Here is a 19,110-nt window from a genome sequence, read left to right as displayed (position 1 = left end):
TGTTGGACTCATGGCACTCGCGCAGCCCGAGCGGGGCGGGCTGCTGCCCCAGCGGACGGCACCCCATCGCGGCACGCTCGCCACCACCGCCTGCATGGAGACCTTGCAGGTCGGCTATCTGCACGCCGTCGCGGCGGCCGCCGGCTGCTCGCTGTCCCAGCCCTTTCCCGACAACGGCATCGACTGGCACGTCAGCCACAGCGCCCCCGGGCACACGGTCGACGACGAAGTCACCATCAAGGTGCAGCTCAAGTGCACGTACCAGATCCCGCCGAACCCGCCGGGGCCCGCCTTCTCCTTCACGCTCGACAACGAGCACCTGGCGAAGCTCGCCCGGACCCCGGTCTCGGTGCACAAGATCCTGGTCGTGATGCTCGTGCCCAGGTCTCAGGACGACTGGCTGCGCGCCAGCCACGACCGCCTCGACCTGCGGCACTGCTGCTACTGGATCAACCTCGCCGGGCACGCCATCACCGGCCGGCGCAGGACCACCGTCCGCATACCGACCTCGCGGATCTTCGACGACCGTGCGCTCTGCGAGATCATGACGCGGGTCGGGACGGGAGGCAGACCATGACGCACCGCCCGATCGACGAAGCCCTGCGGCCGGTGCGGCCGCACCCGGCCGAGGCCTTCTGGAGCCAGCCGCCCGAGCCCGGCCAGGTCGACCCCGCCGTACTCAGCGCCCTGCTGCACCGGCACGGCTGGCAGCGGCGCGGAGGCGCGGCAGGACGGTACGGCCGGTGGACCCCACCCGGGCCCGGTGGCGGCGGCACCAGCCTGCTGGTGCCGGAGAACCGGGCCTTCCCCGACAGCGACGACCTGCTCGGCGAGGCGCTCGTCGCGCTCGCCCGCAGCGGTTCGCCCTCCGCACGCGACGTACTGGTCGCGCTCGCCGTGCCCAGCGACGAGATCCGTTGGTGGCGGGACGTCCCGACGGGACCTGTGGGCGCCGCGCCCTGGACCGTCGAGGAGCAGTTGCGCGCGGCCGCCCGTCAGATGCTGCTCGCGGGCGCGCTGGCCACACGCGCGCGTGCGGGCTATTACGGCGCCCGGCACCGCCGGTCCGCCGCCACATCCCTGGAGAACGTCCTGGTCGGCGCCGAACCCGGCGGACGCCGGCTCACCGCCTTCGTGCCCGTCGCCACCGGACGGCCGCTCGCCATCCGCCTGCACCAGGCGCTGTACGCCGCCCGCGAGGCCATCGACTACCAGCGGGCCACCGGTGGCATGGACGCCTTCGACGCGGCCGTCGAGGCGGGCGTCAGCCACGAGCTCCTGGAAGCCCTGGTGGCCCTCGTCCGCGGCACCGAGGGCGCCCGGATCGCCGTCGAATGGGCGCCCTCGGACGGTGTCCCCGAGGGCTGCGCGACGCCCGCCGAGCCCGTCGAGTTCTCGCCCGGCGACCTGCCCGTGCTGCGCGAGGCCGGCGCCCGCTATCTGCGCGAGGAGCCGTCCGTGCCGGTCCGCCTCACTGGTGCCGTGGTGCGGATGCGCAGGTCGGGACCGCGCGGCGAGGGCACCGTACGGCTGCGGGTCATCGCGGGCGCCGAGGTCCCGCACGTCCGTATGACGCTCGACGAGGAGGCGTACCGGATAGCGGGCCATGCCCACCTGGTCGGGCTGCCGGTGCGGGTGCACGGGCGGCTGGAGAGCCGTGGCGGTTTCCGCAGGCTCACGGACGCTTCCGGGGTCGTACCCGTGCAGGTGGACGAGGCCGAGCGGGACCGCCTGATGAAGTCGCTCCAGGAGAACCTGGACTTCTTCGAAGAGGCGTGCAGCGGGGACTGATGGGTTCGAGAGGCGCTGACGGGAACCGTTTCGCGAAGGAGCCCCGGGGCTCGGTACGATCGCTTGTATTGCGCGCGTAATAGAAGATGCGCGCGTCCCCTTCCGTCAGGAGAGACCGGTGTCAGACGTCCGTGTGATCATCCAACGCGATTCCGAGCGGGACGAGCGTGTGGTGACGACGGGCACTACGGCCGCCGACCTCTTCGCCGGTGAGCGCACCATCGTCGCGGCCCGTGTCGGCGGCGAACTGAAGGACCTCGCGTACGAGGTGAAGGACGGCGAGGAGGTCGAGCCCGTCGAGATCTCCTCCGAGGACGGCCTGGGCATCCTGCGCCACTCCACCGCGCACGTCATGGCCCAGGCCGTGCAGGAGCTCTTCCCCGAGGCCAAGCTGGGCATCGGCCCGCCGGTCAAGGACGGCTTCTACTACGACTTCGACGTCGCCGAGCCGTTCACGCCCGACGACATCAAGCGTGTCGAGAAGAAGATGCAGGAGATCCAGAAGCGCGGACAGCGGTTCGCGCGCCGGATCACCACCGACGAGGCCGCCCGCGAGGAGCTGGCCGACGAGCCGTACAAGCTGGAGCTCATCGGCCTCAAGGGCAACGCCGCGCAGGCCGCCGAGGGTGCCGACGCCGAGGTCGGCGGCGGCGAGCTGACGATCTACGACAACCTCGACGCCAAGACCGGCGAGCTGTGCTGGAAGGACCTCTGCCGCGGTCCCCACCTGCCCACCACCCGGAACATCCCGGCGTTCAAGCTGATGCGCTCGGCCGCCGCCTACTGGCGCGGCAGCGAGAAGAACCCGCAGCTCCAGCGCATCTACGGCACCGCCTGGCCGTCCAAGGAAGAGCTGAAGGCGTACCTGGACTTCCTCGTCGAGGCCGAGAAGCGCGACCACCGCAAGCTCGGCGCCGAGCTGGACCTCTTCTCCATCCCGGAGGAGCTGGGCTCCGGCCTCGCGGTCTTCCACCCCAAGGGCGGCATCATCCGCCGGGAGATGGAGTCCTACTCGCGCAAGCGCCACGAGGACGCGGACTACGAGTTCGTGAACACCCCGCACATCTCGAAGGAACAGCTCTTCGTGACCTCGGGGCACCTGCCGAACTACGGGGACGCGATGTTCCCGCCGCTGGAGTTCGACGGGCAGAACTACCGCCTCAAGGCGATGAACTGCCCCATGCACAACCTGATCTTCAAGGCGCGCGGTCGTTCGTACCGTGAACTGCCGCTGCGGCTCTTCGAGTTCGGCACGGTCTACCGCTACGAGAAGTCGGGCGTCGTGCACGGCCTTACCCGCGCCCGCGGCTTCACGCAGGACGACTCGCACATCTACTGCACCAAGGAGCAGATGGCGGGCGAGCTGGACTCGCTGCTCACCTTCGTCCTGGACCTGCTGCGCGACTACGGCCTGCACGACTTCGAGCTGGAGCTGTCCACCCGCGACGACTCCCCGAAGTTCATCGGCGAGGACGCGGAGTGGGAGGAGGCCACCGACGCGCTGCGCCAGGCCGCCGAGAAGCAGGGCCTCCCGCTCGTTCCCGACCCGGGCGGCGCCGCGTACTACGGCCCGAAGATCTCCGTCCAGGCCAAGGACGCCATCGGCCGCTCCTGGCAGATGTCCACGGTCCAGGTCGACTTCCAGCAGCCCAAGCGGTTCAACCTGGAGTACACCGCCGCGGACGGCTCGAAGCAGCAGCCGGTCATGATCCACCGCGCGCTGTTCGGTTCGATCGAGCGCTTCTTCGCGGTGCTCCTGGAGCACTACGCGGGCGCGTTCCCGGCCTGGCTGGCGCCCGTGCAGGCGATCGGCATCCCGATCGGCGACGCGCATGTGCCGTACCTGGCGGAGTTCGCCAAGAAGGCGAAGGCGGCCGGGCTGCGCGTCGAGGTCGACGCGTCCTCGGACCGCATGCAGAAGAAGATCCGCAACGCGCAGAAGCAGAAGGTGCCCTTCATGGTCATCGCGGGCGACGAGGACATGACGGCCGGCGCCGTCTCCTTCCGCTACCGCGACGGCTCGCAGGAGAACGGCATCCCCGTCGACGAGGCGATCGCCAAGATCGTGAAGATCGTCGAGGAGCGCGCGCAGGTCTGACGCCCACACCGTGACGAGGCCCCCGGGAAGCTCAGCTCCCCGGGGGCCTCTCGTCGCCTTCACGCGAGAACACCTGGATCAGCCAGGACGAGAACGAGCCGGTCACCGCGCCCAGCAAGGCCAGCCCGCAGGCCATGAGCCCCACGGCGATCAGCCGCCCCAAGGGCGTCACCGGAGTGACATCGCCGTAGCCGACCGTCGACAGTGTGGAGCAGGCCCACCACAATGAGTCCCCGAAGGTGAGGATCGTCGCATTCGGGGCATCGCGCTCCTGCTGGTAGACGGCGAGGGAACCGGCGAACCCGAGAAGTGTCACGGACAGGGTGGCGTACATGATCACCCGCGCGTGCAGGCTGAACCGGGGCTGACCGTGCCGGCGCTGCACGGCGTCGTAGACCTTGACGATCCGCAGCGGGCGCAGCAGGGGCAGCGCGAGCACCAGTGAGTCCAACCAGTGCGTCCGTACGAAACCCAGGCGCTGCTCGCTCCACCGCCAGCGCACGGCGTAGTCGACGGCGAACAGCGCCCAGGTGGCGAACAGCGCCCCCAGGCAGGCGTCCCTCCACTCCTCGGGCAGGTCGTAGGCCAGAACCAGGACCGCGTAGAAGAAGAGAAACAGCAGTGACGCCACGCCGAGCGGGAGTTCGCTGCGCCGCTCCCAGCGGGACAGTGGGCTGTCGTCGTCCATCGCCCCAGCTTGGCCGCAGGCCCTTTAGTACGGCCCCCGCCGACACGCCGCGAACGGGCGAAGCAATATGCTGCAACACATGACGAGTGAGCCGGAGCAGCAGATCGGAGTGGGAACGCAGGACGCGTTCCAGCGCTTGTGGACGCCCCACCGGATGGCTTACATCCAGGGCGAGAACAAGCCCACCGGACCGGGGGCCGATGACGGCTGCCCCTTCTGCTCGATCCCGGCCAAGTCGGACGAGGACGGGCTGATCGTGCGGCGCGGCGAGCAGGTGTACGCCGTGCTCAACCTCTACCCGTACAACGGCGGCCACCTCATGGTCGTGCCCTATCGTCACGTCGCCGACTACACGGACCTGACGGACCCGGAGACCGCCGAACTCGGCGCACTGACCAAGCAGGCCATGACCGCCCTGCGCACCGCCTCCGGCGCCCACGGCTTCAACATCGGCATGAACCAGGGCACGGTCGCCGGCGCCGGCATCGCCGCCCACCTCCACCAGCACATCGTCCCCCGCTGGGGCGGCGACACCAACTTCATGCCGGTAGTCGGCCACACCAAGGTCCTGCCCCAGCTCCTGGCAGACACCCGGAAGATGCTGGCAGAGGCCTGGCCGACGCAGTAATGGGGGCAGGGGGCGTCCTGTCACGGGCGCGAGGTTCAGCGCGCCCCTGAAAGGGGCGCGGGGAACTGCGCGGCCAGCCCCCACAAACCCGCACGTGGTGAACCGGACCGGCAGATTCCCCGCCCAACCGCCGGAGGCTCACGCATCGTAGAGGTCGGCCTTCCGCGGCATAGGATCCTGCACCGCCGTACTGAGGAACGCGGACCGGTTGCCGAACTTCTCGGTGTCGACCCCGTTCTCCTCCAGGACCTTGATCGCCGCCGCGTGGACCACCCGCAGTACCGGCGTAGCAGCCCGCAGCGCGTCGTCGGCCATGAACCGGTGCCGCCACGGCTGATCGGCCCACGCGTGCCGCAGCCCGAAGGGCTCGGGCAGCGTCAGGGTCCCGCCCATCCAGTTGAGCAGCGGCGGATACCAGGTGAAGGGCGCCCGCGCGGCGAGCCGTACAACCTCGTCCGTGGTGACCAGCGGCAGATTCACCTTCCGGGTCTCCCAGAACTTGACCGCCTTCGCGACCTCCTTCGTCGGAGCCTCCGGCTTCGTCGTGAAGAGCGGGTTCACCGGACCCAGCGCATGCCCGGTCACCTCGATGCGCAGCGTCTCGTGCAGCACGGTCACGGTGATCAGCATGGTGATGATCAACTGGCCGTCCCAGAGCGTCCATTGGACCCCCAGGTAGTGCCGGTTCCCGCTGCCGAACTGCTGCTTGTTGCAGATGTCCTGTATCGCGTGGGTCTTGATCGTGTACGCGTCCACGTCCGTGCCGTCCGGCCGGGACACCGCCTTCGCGTTCTCACCGATCGGCGTGACGACCCAGTGCTTTATCGAAGGGGCCGGAAAACCACCGGTGTTGAGCGGACCGCGCTCCAGCATCCGCAGCTTGTCGTGGATGGACCGTATGACGTCCCAGCTGCGGAACGGGTGGATCTCCTTGCCCTCGTCACGCGCCACCAGGTCCTCGGCGAGCTGCCAGCTGCCCCAGCGGGTGCCCATGCCGAGTATGCCCTTGGGGCCCGCGTAGAAGACCGAGTTGGACTGCTGCTCGGCGGTGAGACGGGCGAGGGCCTGGCGCAGCCGCTCGGCTGCCGTCTCACCGGGGCTGCCGGGCACGGCCTCGGGGATCTTGGGGCCGATGCCGCCGCCGGACAGGAGGCTGTCCCAGCGGTCGCGCAGGTCCTTGGCCGTGCGCTCGCAGATCTGCTTCGCCCAGAGCCAGCCGACGACCGGGAGGACGACCGACGCGCGCGCGTACCAGGCCCAGAAGCCGGTGAACGGCATGCGGATGAGGAAGAGCACGGCGAGGGCGCCGACGGCGACGAGAAGCGTGGTCGCCAGGGCGGAGGCGCGTTTGTCCTCACGCTTGGCGATCTGCGTGCGGATCTGGAAGACCAGCAGCCAGACCACGAGGCCGGGCAGGAAGAGCAGCCCGCACAGCACCATCACGGCCGACAGCCAGTTGTCCCGCTCCCTGCGGATGCGGTTGGCCGCCAGGCAGTGCTCCACGACGACCTGCGGCTCGGTGCCGAAGGACTGGATGAGCGGCTTGCGTCCGGCGCCCAGCATGCGGTCCTGCACGGCCCGCGCGAAGGCCTCGCCCAGGTTCGGCGCGAACAGCTTGATCTTTCCGGCCTTGACGGTGGACTTGTGCCAGTCGTTGTCGGCCTTGAGGATCTCCTCGACGCCGTTGTCCCGGTACGCCGCCGAGGCGAGCGCGAAGGTCGCCGCCGTCTGGCCCGCGGAACCCGAGAGCGGCACCTGCGCCCCGGGAGTGAAATCGAAACCGTCGAACGCCACTTCCGCCCCCCTCGCCGCCGCACCCGCACCTGCGGCTTTCCCGACTTCCCTGCTCCGCACACCTGTTGATCAGGTCATCGTCTTGATCAGGTTCTCAGAGTATCGGCCGCGACCGACATTCGTCGGCGGACGGCCGAAGCCGCCCGCCGACAGGGTGCGCTCAACTGCTAGGCGTCCTGCGTCTGTTCTCGAATCCTCTCCGCGACCTGGGGCGGCATCGGCTCGTGTCGCGCGTAACTGCGGTTGAAGCGGGCGGTGCCGTGCGAGAGGGAGCGCAGATCGACGGCGTACCGCCCGATCTCGATCTCCGGGACCTCGGCCCGTACGAGCGTGCGCCCGGAGCCCGCCTGCTCGGTGCCGACGACCCGGCCGCGGCGCCCGGACAGGTCGCTCATCACAGCGCCCACGTAGCCGTCGCCGACCAGGACCGTCACCTCGGCCACCGGCTCCAGCAGATGGATCCTGGCGTCGGCGGCCGCCTCGCGCAGGGCGAGCGCGCCCGCCGTCTGGAACGCGGCGTCGGAGGAGTCCACCGAGTGCGCCTTGCCGTCGAGCAGCGTGATCCGTACGTCGATGAGGGGATAGCCCGCGGCCACGCCCTTGGCGGCCTGGGTGCGCACCCCCTTCTCGACGGACGGGATGAACTGCCGTGGCACGGCGCCGCCGACGACCTTGTCCACGAACTCGATGCCCGAGCCGTTCGGCAGCGGTTCGACCTCGATCTCGCAGATCGCGAACTGGCCGTGCCCGCCCGACTGCTTCACATGGCGGCCGCGCCCGGCGGACTTGCCCGCGAACGTCTCCCGTAGGGAGACCTTGTACGGGATCACGTCGACCTGGACGCCGTAGCGGTTGCGCAGCCGCTCCAGGGCGACGTCCGCGTGGGCCTCGCCCAGGCACCACAGGACGACCTGGTGGGTGTTCTGGTTCTGCTCCAGGCGCATCGTGGGGTCCTCGGCGACCAGCCGGCCGAGGCCCTGCGAGAGCTTGTCCTCGTCGGCCTTGCTGTGCGCCTGGATGGCGAGCGGCAGCAGCGGGTCGGGCATCTGCCACGGCTCCATGAGCAGCGGGTCGTCCTTGGCCGAGAGGGTGTCGCCGGTCTCGGCGCGGTTCAGTTTCGCCACGCACGCCAGGTCGCCCGCGATGCAGTGCGTGAGGGCGCGCTGCTGCTTGCCGAACGGCGTGGACAGGGCACCGATGCGCTCGTCCACGTCATGGTCCTCGTGGCCGCGGTCGGCCAGCCCGTGTCCGGAGACGTGCACCGTCTCGTCGGGGCGCAGGGTGCCGGAGAAGACGCGTACGAGCGAGACCCGGCCCACGTAGGGGTCGCTGGCCGTCTTCACGACCTCCGCGACCAGCGGCCCGTTCGGGTCGCACACCTTCACCTCGCGCGCCGCGCCGTCCGGTGTGGTCACCGTGGGCGCCTCGCGCTCCAGCGGGGTCGGGAAGCCCCCCGTGACGAGCTCCAGGAGCTCGACCGTGCCCAGCCCCTGACGGGCCCCCTCGGCGGCCGGGGCGGCGGCCAGCACCGGGAAGAAGGTCCCGCGCGCCACAGCCCTCTCCAGGTCGTCCACGAGCGTCTTGAGGTCGATCTCCTCCCCGTCGATGTAGCGGTCCATGAGGGTCTCGTCCTCGCTCTCGGCGATGATCCCCTCGATCAGCCGGTTGCGGGCCTCCTCGATGAGCGGCAGCTGGTCGGGCCCCGGCTCCGCCTCCTTGCGCTCCCCGGAGGAGTAGTCGAACAGCCGCTGGGACAGCAGCCCGGTCAGGCCCGTCACGGGCGCGTGTCCGTCGGGACCCTCCTCGCCGCGCAGTGGCAGATACAGCGGCAGTACGGCGTCGGGGTCGTCCGCGCCGAAGGCGTCCGCGCAGGTCCGCGTCATCTCCTCGAAGTTGGCCCGGGCGGACTCGAGGTGGGTGATCACGATGGCCCGGGGCATGCCGACGGCCGCGCACTCCTCCCACACCATCCGGGTCGAGCCGTCCACGCCGTCCGAGGCCGAGACGACGAAAAGGGCCGCGTCCGCCGCTCGCAGACCGGCCCGCAGTTCCCCGACGAAGTCGGCGTATCCGGGGGTGTCCAGAATGTTGATCTTGTATCCGTCCCAGTCGACGGGTACCAGGGAGAGCTGCACCGACCGCTGCTGGCGGTGCTCGATCTCGTCGTAGTCGGAGACGGTGCCGCCGTCCTCCACGCGGCCCGCCCGGTTCACCGCTCCCGCTGTCAGCGCGAGAGCTTCCACCAATGTCGTCTTGCCCGATCCGCTGTGGCCGACCAGCACCACATTCCGTACGGACGCGGGGTGGTCGGCCGCTGTAGCCCTGCCGGCGGCTCCGGGGTGTGCGTTCGCCTTGTCGCCCATGGCCTTGCCTCCCGTGCACGGTGAGGTCACTGTGGGCGCGGGCATGACGGATCCGCGTGCGGTGCGGCTCCGATGACGCCCGCGGTGTCTTCGAGCTTTGCACTCGCGTCACGGTGCGTCCATACGGCGGACGCGATCGCGCCCCAACGCCGGCGGCAGCCCCTCGTGACACGGGGGTGCGGGTGCCCGACCGTCGCACAAGCGCGCGCGTGGCTACGATGGGCCAGCCGGTGGCCAGCAGGGGCCGCGCGGCCACACCGACCCTCGGGAAGGCCATGCTGAACAAGTACGCGCGTGCATTCTTCACGCGTGTCCTCACACCGTTCGCCGCGTTTCTCATCCGTCGGGGGGTAAGCCCCGACACGGTCACCCTCCTGGGCACGGCCGGAGTCATGGCGGGCGCGCTGGTCTTCTACCCCCGGGGGGAGTTCTTCTGGGGCACGATCGTCATCACGCTCTTCGTGTTCTCGGACCTGGTCGACGGCAATATGGCGCGCCAGCTCGGCCGCTCCAGCCGTTGGGGCGCGTTCCTGGATTCGACGCTCGACCGGGTCGCCGACGGCGCGATCTTCGGCGGCTTCGCGCTCTGGTATGCGGGCAACGGCGACAACAACGTCCTGTGCGCCGTCTCGATCTTCTGCCTGGCCAGCGGCCAGGTGGTCTCGTACACCAAGGCCCGCGGTGAATCCATCGGCCTTCCGGTCGCGGTCAACGGCCTGGTCGAGCGTGCCGAGCGCCTGGTGATCTCGCTGGTCGCGGCCGGACTCGCGGGCCTGCACAAGTTCGGGGTTCCCGGCATCCAGGTCCTGCTGCCCATCGCGCTGTGGATCGTCGCCGTCGGCAGCCTCGTCACGCTGATCCAGCGCGTCGTGACGGTGCGCAGGGAGTCCGCGGAGGCGGACGCCGCCGCGGACTCCCAGAACAGCGAGGCGACGTCGTGACCAGCCTCCAGGACAGGCTGGTGGACGGGGCGTACGCGCTCGGCTGGAGCACGGTCAAGAAGCTTCCCGAGCCGGTCGCCGTGCGGCTCGGCCGGACCATCGCCGATCTCGCCTGGAAGAAGCGCGGCAAGGGCGTACAGCGCCTGGAGAGCAACTACGCGCGCGTGGTGCCCGACGCGACCCCGGAGCGGCTCGCCGAGCTCTCCAGGGCGGGCATGCGCTCGTACCTGCGCTACTGGATGGAGTCCTTCCGGCTCCCGGCGTGGAGCGAGGAGCGCATGAAGACGGGCTTCGACCCGAAGGACGCGCACTACCTCACCGACGGGATCGCTTCCGACAAGGGCCTCATCCTCGCCCTCCCGCACATGGGCAACTGGGATCTCGCGGGCGCCTGGGTCACCACCAAACTCGAAACGCCCTTCACGACCGTCGCCGAGCGTCTCAAGCCCGAATCGCTGTACGACCGTTTCGTCGCCTATCGCGAGGGCCTGGGCATGGAGGTTCTGCCGCACAGCGGTGGCACCGCGTTCGGCACGCTGGCCCGGCGGCTGCGCGACGGCGGCCTGGTCTGCCTGGTCGCCGAACGCGACCTGTCCGCGTCGGGCGTCGAGGTGCAGTTCTTCGGCGAGGCCACCCGGATGCCCGCGGGACCGGCCCTGCTCGCCCAGCAGACAGGCGCCACCCTCCTGCCGGTGACCCTCTGGTACGACGAATCGCCCGTGATGCAGGGCCGCGTGCATCCCCCCGTCGAAGTCCCGGAGACAGGCACCCGGGCCGAAAAGACGTCTGCCATGACACAGGCGTTGGCCGACGCCTTCGCCACGGGGATCGCCGACCACCCGGAGGACTGGCACATGCTGCAGCGCTTGTGGCTCAAGGACCTCGATCCTGCGAAGGGCCCCGAGAAGGACCCCGAGAACGATCCCGAGAAGGGGACCCCGTGAGGATCGGCATCGTCTGCCCGTACTCCTGGGACGTGCCGGGCGGCGTCCAGTTCCACATCCGCGACCTGGCCGAACACCTCATCCGACTCGGGCACGAGGTCTCCGTCCTCGCCCCCGCGGACGACGAGACACCCCTGCCGCCGTACGTCGTCTCGGCCGGCCGCGCCGTCCCGGTGCCGTACAACGGCTCCGTGGCGCGCCTGAACTTCGGCTTCCTGTCGGCGGCCCGGGTGCGGCGCTGGCTGCACGACGGCACCTTCGACGTGATCCACATCCATGAGCCGGCCTCGCCGTCGCTCGGACTGCTGGCCTGCTGGGCCGCGCAGGGCCCCATCGTGGCCACCTTCCACACCTCGAACCCGCGCTCCCGGGCGATGGTCGCCGCGTACTCGATCCTCCAGGCCGCCCTGGAGAAGATCAGCGCGCGGATCGCGGTGAGCGAGTACGCGCGCCGCACCCTCGTCGAGCACCTGGGCGGCGACGCCGTCGTCATCCCGAACGGTGTCGACGTCGACTTCTTCGCCCGGGCCAAGCCCAAGTCCGAGTGGCAGGGCGACACCCTCGGCTTCATCGGCCGCATCGACGAGCCCCGCAAGGGCCTGCCGGTGCTCATGAAGGCACTGCCCAAGATCCTCGCCGAGCGCCCGGGGACCAGGCTCCTGGTGGCCGGGCGCGGTGACGAGGAGGAGGCGGTGGAGTCCCTGCCCGCCGAGATGCGCTCACGCGTCCAGTTCCTCGGCATGATCAGCGACGAGGACAAGGCCCGCTTCCTGCGCAGCGTCGACGTGTACGTGGCGCCCAACACCGGCGGCGAGAGCTTCGGGATAATCCTCGTGGAGGCGATGTCGGCGGGAGCGCCCGTGCTGGCCTCCGACCTCGACGCGTTCGCCCAGGTCCTCGACCAGGGCGCGGCGGGCGAGCTGTTCGCCAACGAGGACGCGGACGCGCTGGCCGCCGCCGCGCTGCGGCTCCTGGGCGATCCGGCGCGCCGGGCCGAACTGCGTAAGCGCGGGAGCGCCCATGTGCGGCGCTTCGACTGGTCGACGGTCGGCGCGGACATCCTGTCCGTGTACGAGACGGTGACGGACGGAGCGGCGGCCGTCGCCGCCGACGAACGGACCGGGCTGCGGGCGCGGTTCGGACTGGCCCGGGACTGAACATGCCGGACACCTCGGGTGGGGGAGCGTCGTGCTGCGCACCCGCGCGCGGGGAGGCCAGTTCACTTTTCCAACTGGCCGCACCCGGTCCACGGAGGGGCGAGCGTCGCGCGCACGATGCCGCGGCCATCACCTTGCCGGGCGGCGAGTTCCGCAGGGGAGACGCCTTCGGCGAGGGGTATCCGGACGACGCCGAGGGACCCGTCCGTACGGTGACCGTGGCACCGTTCCGGATCGACGCGACCGCCGTCTCCAACGCCCGGTTCGCCGACTTCGTGAGGGAGACCGGGTACCGGACGGAGGCGGAGCAGTACGGCAGCTCGTTCGTGTTCCACCTGCTGCTGAACCCCGGTGCGCGGGACGCCGTGCTGGGCGCCGTCGCGGCGGCACCCTGGTGGCTGGGCGTCGAGGACGCCTCCTGGAGTGCGCCCGAGGGACCCGGCTCGGATCTCGAAGGCCGCTCGGACCACCCCGTCGTGCATGTCTCGTACCACGACGCGCTCGCGTACTGCTCCTGGGCGGGCGCCCTGCTGCCCACCGAGAACGAGTGGGAGTACGCGGCCCGCGGCGGCCTCGAAGGGTGCCGCTATCCCTGGGGCGACGAGTTCGCGCCGGGCGGCCGGGAGCGGATGAACACCTGGCAGGGGGAGTTCCCCCGGGTCAGCGGGCGTCCGGGCGGCGCGACCGGGACCGTGCCCGTCGACGCGTACGAGCCCAACGGCTTCGGGCTGCACAACACGTCGGGCAACGTGTGGGAGTGGTGCGCGGACCTCTTCTCCGAGGAGGACGCGGACCAGCGCGTCATCCGGGGCGGCTCCTACCTCTGCCACGCCTCGTACTGCAACCGCTACCGGGTCGCCGCCCGCTCCAAGAACACGCCCGACTCCTCGACCGGGCACGGCGGTTTCCGCTGCGCCTGGGACCTTCAAGAGCGGTGACCGTACCCGGGTAGCCTTGCCGCCCGTGACCGCAACCCTCATCTGGATCCTCGTCGGCCTCGTCGCGATCGGCCTCTACCTGAGCTGGACCGCCGGGCGGCTGGACCGGCTGCATGCCCGCATCGACGCCGCCCGCGCCGCCCTCGACGCGCAGTTGCTGCGCCGTGCCTCCGTGGCACAGGAGTTGGCCACGTCGGGCGTTCTCGATCCGGCCGCCTCGATCGTGCTGTACGAGGCCGCGCACGCGGCCCGGCAGGCCGAGGAGGAGCAGCGGGAGGTGGCCGAGAGCGAGTTGAGCCAGGCGCTCAGGGCCGTGTTCGGGGAGGTGCAGCAGGTGGAGGCGGTGCGCGCCGTTCCGGGCGGGGAGGAGGCGGCGAGTGAGCTGGCGCAGGCGGTGCGGCGGGTGCCGATGGCTCGGCGCTTCCACAATGACTCCGTGCGCGCCGCGCGTGCGCTCCGCCGCCACCGCAAGGTCCGCTGGTTCCGCCTCGCCGGCCACGCCCCGTTCCCCATGGCCTTCGAAATGGACGACGAACCCCCGGTAGCCCTGGCAGACCGCCCCACCAGCTGACCTGCGATGTTCGGTTGTGTGTCGGCTGCGGGTGGGTGGGGGCTGGTCCAAAAGATCGCGCAGTTCCCCGCGCCCCTAAAAGGGGCGCGGGGAACTGCGCAATCGCGAAAAAAATCCACCGGCTCCCCATTGGCCCTTGTAGTGGACTGGTCCCCTCGCGTTTCCTCGGTCAAGCAGAAATCCTCTTTCACCGAGTGAGGTCAACCCGTGTCCAGCACGCTCTCCAACTCCGCCCAGCCCGCTGAAAACACCGCGATCGGCACCGCCCGCGTAAAGCGCGGCATGGCCGAGCAGCTCAAGGGCGGCGTGATCATGGACGTGGTCAACGCCGAGCAGGCGAAGATCGCCGAGGACGCCGGCGCCGTGGCCGTCATGGCCCTGGAGCGGGTCCCCGCCGACATCCGCAAGGACGGTGGCGTGGCCCGTATGTCGGACCCGACCATGATCGAGGAGATCATCGACGCGGTCTCGATCCCGGTCATGGCCAAGTCGCGTATCGGCCACTTCGTCGAGGCCCAGGTCCTCCAGTCCCTCGGCGTCGACTACATCGACGAGTCCGAGGTCCTCACCCCGGCCGACGAGGTCAACCACTCCGACAAGTGGGCGTTCACGACCCCCTTCGTCTGTGGCGCCACCAACCTCGGTGAGGCCCTGCGCCGCATCGCCGAGGGCGCGGCCATGATCCGCTCCAAGGGCGAGGCCGGCACCGGCAACGTCGTCGAGGCCGTCCGCCACCTGCGCCAGATCAAGAACGAGATCGCCAAGCTGCGCGGCTTCGACAACAACGAGCTGTACGCCGCCGCCAAGGAGCTCCGCGCCCCGTACGAGATCGTCAAGGAGGTCGCCGAGCTCGGCAAGCTGCCGGTCGTGCTGTTCTCCGCCGGTGGCGTCGCCACCCCGGCCGACGCCGCGCTGATGCGCCAGCTCGGCGCCGAGGGCGTCTTCGTCGGCTCCGGCATCTTCAAGTCCGGCGACCCGGCCAAGCGTGCCGCCGCCATCGTGAAGGCGACCACCTTCTACGACGACCCCAAGATCATCGCGGACGCGTCCCGCAACCTGGGCGAGGCCATGGTCGGCATCAACTGCGACACCCTCCCCGAGGCCGAGCGCTACGCCAACCGCGGCTGGTAAGGCACACCACTCATGAACACCCCCGTCATAGGCGTCCTGGCTCTCCAGGGCGACGTACGGGAGCACCTCATCGCTCTGGCCGCGGCTGACGCCGTGGCCAGGCCGGTGCGGCGCCCCGAGGAGCTCGCCGAGGTGGATGGCCTGGTCATCCCCGGCGGTGAGTCCACCACCATCTCCAAGCTGGCCGTCCTCTTCGGAGTGATGGAACCCCTCCGCGCGCGCGTGCGGGCCGGAATGCCCGTCTACGGCACCTGCGCCGGCCTGATCATGCTCGCCGACAAGATCCTCGACCCGCGCTCGGGCCAGGAGACGATCGGCGGTATCGACATGATCGTGCGCCGCAACGCCTTCGGACGGCAGAACGAGTCGTTCGAAGCGGCTGTCGACGTCCGGGGCATCGCGGGCGATCCTGTAGAGGGCGTCTTCATCCGCGCCCCCTGGGTCGAGTCCGTCGGCGCCGAGACCGAGGTGCTCGCCGAGCACGACGGCCACATCGTCGCGGTCCGCCAGGGCAACGCGCTCGCCACGTCGTTCCACCCGGAACTGACCGGCGACCACCGCGTGCACGCCCTGTTCGTCGACATGGTGCGCGCGAACCGGACTCCAGAGTCCTTGTAGGATCTCTGGGGTTCGTAAAGAGTTGGGTTACGCGAAGGAGACAGGCAGATGTCCGGCCACTCTAAATGGGCTACGACGAAGCACAAGAAGGCCGTGATCGACGCCAAGCGCGGCAAGCTCTTCGCGAAGATGATCAAGAACATCGAGGTCGCGGCGCGGACGGGTGGCGCTGACCCGGCCGGCAACCCGACGCTGTTCGACGCCATCCAGAAGGCCAAGAAGAGTTCGGTCCCGAACAAGAACATCGACTCCGCGGTCAAGCGTGGCGCCGGTCTCGAGGCCGGTGGCGCCGACTACGAGACGATCATGTACGAGGGTTACGGTCCGAACGGTGTCGCGGTGCTCATCGAGTGCCTCACCGACAACCGCAACCGTGCCGCCTCGGACGTCCGCGTCGCCATGACCCGCAACGGCGGCAACATGGCCGACCCGGGCTCCGTCTCGTACCTGTTCAACCGCAAGGGCGTCGTGATCGTCCCCAAGGGCGAGCTGGCCGAGGACGACGTCCTGGGTGCCGTGCTCGACGCGGGTGCCGAAGAGGTCAACGACCTCGGTGAGTCCTTCGAGGTCATCTCCGAGGCCACCGACCTGGTCGCGGTGCGCACCGCGCTCCAGGAGGCCGGAATCGACTACGACTCCGCCGACGCCAACTTCGTCCCGACCATGCAGGTCGAGCTTGACGAGGAGGGCGCCCGGAAGATCTTCAAGCTGATCGACGCCCTGGAGGACAGCGACGACGTGCAGAACGTCTTCGCCAACTTCGACGTCAGCGACGAGGTCATGGAGAAGGTCGACGCGTAGCGCTGCCGCGAGCTGAACGGGCTCAACGGGCCGACGGGACACACCCCGTCGGCCCGTCGCTTTGTCGGCTGTTGTCAGTGGCACCCGATAGCCTGCACAAACTGGGGGCACCTCCCAGCGGTAGCTGGGGGAGAGATCGAAGGAGGGGGCAGGGTGCGGGTACTGGGTGTCGACCCCGGGCTGACCCGGTGCGGCGTCGGGGTGGTCGAAGGTGTCGCGGGCCGGCCCCTGACCATGCGCGGCGTCGGTGTCGTACGCACCCCCGTGGACGGCGAGTTGGGCCTGCGCCTCGTCGCCATCGAGCAGGGCATCGAGCAGTGGCTCGACGAGTACGCGCCCGAATTCGTCGCCGTGGAGCGGGTGTTCAGCCAGCACAACGTCCGTACGGTGATGGGCACGGCCCAGGCCAGCGCCGTCGCCATGCTCTGCGCCGCCCGGCGCGGCATCCCCGTCGCCCTGCACACCCCGAGCGAGGTCAAGGCCGCCGTCACCGGCAACGGACGCGCCGACAAGGCCCAGGTCGGCGCGATGGTCACCCGCCTGCTCCGCCTCGACGCGCCCCCCAAGCCCGCCGACGCCGCCGACGCCCTCGCCCTCGCCATCTGCCACATCTGGCGCGCCCCCGCCCAGAACCGGCTCCAGCAGGCAGCCGCCCAGAACCGCCTTCAACAGGCCGCTGCCCAGAACCGGCTCCAGCAGGCCGCCGCCGAGAACAGACTCCAGCAGGCAGCCGCACGGACCGGGCTCCCGCAGGCAGCCGCCCCGCCCGCATCGAAAAACGCCTCGCACCACGCTTCGAAAGGCCGTACCGCATGATCGCCTTCGTCAGCGGCCCGGTCGCCGCCCTCGCCCCCGACTCCGCGGTCGTCGAGGTCGGCGGTATCGGTATCGCCGTCCAGTGCTCGCCGAACACCCTCTCCGGGTTGCGCATGGGACAGCAGACCAAGCTCGCCACCTCCCTCGTCGTACGCGAGGACTCGCTGACCCTGTACGGCTTCGCGGACGACGACGAGCGGCAGACCTTCGAGCTGCTGCAGACCGCGAGCGGTGTCGGCCCGCGCCTCGCCCAGGCCATGCTCGCCACGCACACGCCCGACGGCCTGCGCCGCGCGATCTCCACCGGTGACGAGAAGGCGCTCACCGCCGTCCCCGGCATCGGCAAGAGGGGCGCCCAGAAGCTCCTCCTGGAGCTCAAGGACCGCCTCGGCGCACCCCTCGGCGCCGGCGGCCCGGCCATCGGCAGGGCGGTCACCACCGGCTGGCGCGACCAGCTGCACGCGGCGCTCATCGGCCTCGGGTATGCCACCCGCGAGGCCGAAGAGGCGGTCTCCGCGGTCGCCCCGCAGGCCGAGGCCGCCGAGGGCACCCCCCAGGTGGGCCAGCTGTTGAAGGCCGCCCTGCAGACCCTGAACCGCGCCCGCTGAACCACCGGCCCTCCCCTCCGGGCCGCTGAACCGCGCCCGCAGCCGAACCACCGGCCGCCCGACCACCACACCGCGAGGCACACGCAATGAACTGGGACGACACGACCGACGAAGCCGCCGCGGAGCGGCTGGTGGGCTCTGTCGCCGACCGTGAGGACCAGGCCGTCGAGGCCGCCCTGCGTCCCAAGGACCTGGACGAGTTCATCGGCCAGGAGAAGGTCCGCGAGCAGCTCGACCTCGTCCTGCGTGCCGCACGCGCGCGTGGCGCCACCGCCGACCACGTGCTCCTCTCCGGCGCCCCCGGCCTCGGCAAGACCACCCTGTCGATGATCATCGCGGCCGAGATGGGCGCCCCGATCCGCATCACCAGCGGCCCCGCCATCCAGCACGCCGGAGACCTCGCCGCGATCCTTTCCTCCCTCCAGGAGGGGGAGGTGCTGTTCCTCGACGAGATCCACCGCATGTCCCGGCCCGCCGAGGAGATGCTCTACATGGCGATGGAGGACTTCCGCGTCGACGTCATCGTCGGCAAGGGCCCCGGCGCCACCGCCATCCCCCTCGAACTGCCGCCGTTCACCCTGGTCGGCGCCACTACGCGCGCGGGCCTGCTGCCGCCCCCGCTGCGCGACCGCTTCGGCTTCACCGCGCACATGGAGTTCTACGAGCCCGCCGAGCTGGAGCGCGTCATCCACCGCTCGGCCAACCTGCTCGACGTCGAAATCGGCTCCGAAGGCGCCGCCGAGATCGCGGGGCGCTCCCGCGGCACGCCCCGTATCGCCAACCGCCTGCTGCGCCGCGTACGCGACTACGCCCAGGTCAAGGCCGACGGCATCATCACCCGCGACATCGCGGCAGCCGCGCTGAAGGTCTACGAGGTCGACGCCCGCGGCCTCGACCGCCTCGACCGCGGCGTCCTCGAAGCCCTGCTCAAGCTCTTCGGCGGCGGCCCGGTCGGCCTGTCCACGCTCGCCGTCGCGGTGGGGGAGGAGCGCGAGACCGTCGAGGAGGTCGCCGAGCCCTTCCTCGTACGGGAAGGACTGCTCGCCCGTACTCCCCGTGGCCGGGTGGCCACACCGGCGGCATGGGCGCATCTGGGTCTCACCCCGCCCGGCCGGCCGACGGGCGGAAACGGACAACAGGACCTGTTCGGGGCGTGACGGCGGGGGTCCCTCCGCTTTGTGGGTACCTCCCCGGCCCTTGAGGCACCGGGGGAGAAGCCGAGA

Annotated in this window: 17 protein-coding genes and 1 pseudogene; 15 read left to right on the top strand and 3 right to left on the bottom strand. The window is 70.4% G+C overall.

Annotated features, from left to right (window positions below; genetic code table 11):
• Positions 1-10: 10 nt before the first annotated feature.
• The 3 genes from OG975_RS08825 (at position 11) to thrS (ending at position 3,889) form a co-directional block, all read left to right on the top strand.
• On the top strand, positions 11-577 hold the full coding sequence (locus tag OG975_RS08825; protein WP_327427290.1) for a DUF4365 domain-containing protein: 567 nt from the start codon (positions 11-13) through the stop codon (positions 575-577).
• Positions 574-1,791 (top strand): hypothetical protein, encoded by a 1,218-nt coding sequence (locus tag OG975_RS08820; protein ID WP_406328570.1) that lies wholly within the window; start codon positions 574-576, stop codon positions 1,789-1,791. The genes OG975_RS08825 and OG975_RS08820 overlap by 4 nt, the downstream gene beginning before the upstream one ends.
• A 118-nt stretch (positions 1,792-1,909) precedes the next feature.
• Entirely contained in the window at positions 1,910-3,889 is a 1,980-nt protein-coding gene (gene thrS / locus OG975_RS08815; protein ID WP_406328569.1) for a threonine--tRNA ligase, read from the top strand.
• Positions 3,890-3,920: 31 nt separating this feature from the next.
• Here thrS and OG975_RS08810 read toward each other — a convergent pair whose 3' ends face one another.
• On the bottom strand, positions 3,921-4,577 hold the full coding sequence (locus tag OG975_RS08810; protein WP_406328568.1) for a potassium channel family protein: 657 nt from the start codon (positions 4,575-4,577) through the stop codon (positions 3,921-3,923).
• Between the two features lie 67 nt (positions 4,578-4,644).
• On the opposite strand from OG975_RS08810, the gene OG975_RS08805 reads away from it, so the two are divergent.
• Complete coding sequence (locus OG975_RS08805; protein ID WP_327427286.1) at positions 4,645-5,205, top strand: HIT domain-containing protein; 561 nt, start codon at positions 4,645-4,647, stop codon at positions 5,203-5,205.
• 138 nt (positions 5,206-5,343) lie between these two features.
• Here OG975_RS08805 and OG975_RS08800 read toward each other — a convergent pair whose 3' ends face one another.
• Together OG975_RS08800 and OG975_RS08795 are read right to left on the bottom strand one after the other, a co-directional pair.
• Positions 5,344-6,999 carry a hypothetical protein gene (locus OG975_RS08800; protein WP_381262969.1) on the bottom strand — a complete coding sequence of 552 codons (1,656 nt, stop codon included), beginning with the start codon at positions 6,997-6,999 and terminating at the stop codon, positions 5,344-5,346.
• 167 nt (positions 7,000-7,166) lie between these two features.
• Complete coding sequence (locus OG975_RS08795; protein ID WP_406336210.1) at positions 7,167-9,362, bottom strand: elongation factor G-like protein EF-G2; 2,196 nt, start codon at positions 9,360-9,362, stop codon at positions 7,167-7,169.
• Positions 9,363-9,580: 218 nt separating this feature from the next.
• On the opposite strand from OG975_RS08795, the gene pgsA reads away from it, so the two are divergent.
• From pgsA to ruvB, 11 genes and pseudogenes are all read left to right on the top strand, one after another.
• On the top strand, positions 9,581-10,303 hold the full coding sequence (gene pgsA / locus OG975_RS08790) for a phosphatidylinositol phosphate synthase (protein WP_406336209.1): 723 nt from the start codon (positions 9,581-9,583) through the stop codon (positions 10,301-10,303).
• Complete coding sequence (locus tag OG975_RS08785; RefSeq protein ID WP_406328567.1) at positions 10,300-11,247, top strand: phosphatidylinositol mannoside acyltransferase; 948 nt, start codon at positions 10,300-10,302, stop codon at positions 11,245-11,247. Before pgsA ends, OG975_RS08785 begins: the two co-directional genes overlap by 4 nt.
• On the top strand, positions 11,244-12,404 hold the full coding sequence (locus OG975_RS08780) for a glycosyltransferase family 4 protein (protein WP_406328565.1): 1,161 nt from the start codon (positions 11,244-11,246) through the stop codon (positions 12,402-12,404). The genes OG975_RS08785 and OG975_RS08780 overlap by 4 nt, the downstream gene beginning before the upstream one ends.
• 2 nt (positions 12,405-12,406) lie before the next feature.
• Entirely contained in the window at positions 12,407-13,342 is a 936-nt protein-coding gene (locus tag OG975_RS08775; protein WP_406328564.1) for a formylglycine-generating enzyme family protein, read from the top strand.
• Between the two features lie 25 nt (positions 13,343-13,367).
• A complete protein-coding gene (locus tag OG975_RS08770; protein WP_327427282.1) occupies positions 13,368-13,913 on the top strand; it encodes a hypothetical protein in 546 nt (181 codons plus the stop codon).
• A 207-nt stretch (positions 13,914-14,120) separates the two neighbouring features.
• Complete coding sequence (pdxS, locus tag OG975_RS08765; RefSeq protein WP_327427281.1) at positions 14,121-15,044, top strand: pyridoxal 5'-phosphate synthase lyase subunit PdxS; 924 nt, start codon at positions 14,121-14,123, stop codon at positions 15,042-15,044.
• 12 nt (positions 15,045-15,056) lie between these two features.
• Positions 15,057-15,662, top strand: a complete 606-nt coding sequence (pdxT, locus tag OG975_RS08760) for a pyridoxal 5'-phosphate synthase glutaminase subunit PdxT (RefSeq protein ID WP_327427280.1) — start codon at positions 15,057-15,059, stop codon at positions 15,660-15,662.
• 48 nt (positions 15,663-15,710) lie between these two features.
• Positions 15,711-16,463 (top strand): YebC/PmpR family DNA-binding transcriptional regulator, encoded by a 753-nt coding sequence (locus OG975_RS08755; protein ID WP_330303206.1) that lies wholly within the window; start codon positions 15,711-15,713, stop codon positions 16,461-16,463.
• Positions 16,464-16,616: 153 nt separating this feature from the next.
• Positions 16,617-17,117 (top strand): annotated as a pseudogene (ruvC, locus tag OG975_RS08750) (crossover junction endodeoxyribonuclease RuvC); the annotation flags it as partial.
• A 158-nt stretch (positions 17,118-17,275) separates the two neighbouring features.
• Positions 17,276-17,887, top strand: a complete 612-nt coding sequence (gene ruvA, locus OG975_RS08745) for a Holliday junction branch migration protein RuvA (RefSeq protein ID WP_406328562.1) — start codon at positions 17,276-17,278, stop codon at positions 17,885-17,887.
• A gap of 86 nt (positions 17,888-17,973) precedes the next feature.
• Entirely contained in the window at positions 17,974-19,044 is a 1,071-nt protein-coding gene (gene ruvB / locus OG975_RS08740; protein ID WP_327427276.1) for a Holliday junction branch migration DNA helicase RuvB, read from the top strand.
• Positions 19,045-19,110: the final 66 nt, after the last annotated feature.

It is taken from the genome of Streptomyces sp. NBC_00203 (assembly GCF_045206325.1).
GTDB lineage: Bacteria > Actinomycetota > Actinomycetes > Streptomycetales > Streptomycetaceae > Streptomyces > Streptomyces lutosisoli.
This window is presented reverse-complemented; position numbering and strand designations above follow the sequence as displayed.

Bases quoted from the DNA above. Each gene is read 5' to 3' on its own strand.
- OG975_RS08775 (WP_406328564.1), top strand. From the start codon at position 12,407: ATGCCGGACACCTCGGGTGGGGGAGCGTCGTGCTGCGCACCCGCGCGC.
- OG975_RS08825 (WP_327427290.1), top strand. From the start codon at position 11: ATGGCACTCGCGCAGCCCGAGCGGGGCGGGCTGCTGCCCCAGCGGACG.
- ruvB (WP_327427276.1), top strand. From the start codon at position 17,974: ATGAACTGGGACGACACGACCGACGAAGCCGCCGCGGAGCGGCTGGTG.
- OG975_RS08805 (WP_327427286.1), top strand. From the start codon at position 4,645: ATGCTGCAACACATGACGAGTGAGCCGGAGCAGCAGATCGGAGTGGGA.
- OG975_RS08820 (WP_406328570.1), top strand. From the start codon at position 574: ATGACGCACCGCCCGATCGACGAAGCCCTGCGGCCGGTGCGGCCGCAC.
- ruvA (WP_406328562.1), top strand. From the start codon at position 17,276: ATGATCGCCTTCGTCAGCGGCCCGGTCGCCGCCCTCGCCCCCGACTCC.
- pgsA (WP_406336209.1), top strand. From the start codon at position 9,581: ATGGGCCAGCCGGTGGCCAGCAGGGGCCGCGCGGCCACACCGACCCTC.
- OG975_RS08810 (WP_406328568.1), bottom strand. From the start codon at position 4,577: ATGGACGACGACAGCCCACTGTCCCGCTGGGAGCGGCGCAGCGAACTC.
- OG975_RS08795 (WP_406336210.1), bottom strand. From the start codon at position 9,362: ATGGGCGACAAGGCGAACGCACACCCCGGAGCCGCCGGCAGGGCTACA.
- OG975_RS08755 (WP_330303206.1), top strand. From the start codon at position 15,711: ATGTCCGGCCACTCTAAATGGGCTACGACGAAGCACAAGAAGGCCGTG.
- pdxT (WP_327427280.1), top strand. From the start codon at position 15,057: ATGAACACCCCCGTCATAGGCGTCCTGGCTCTCCAGGGCGACGTACGG.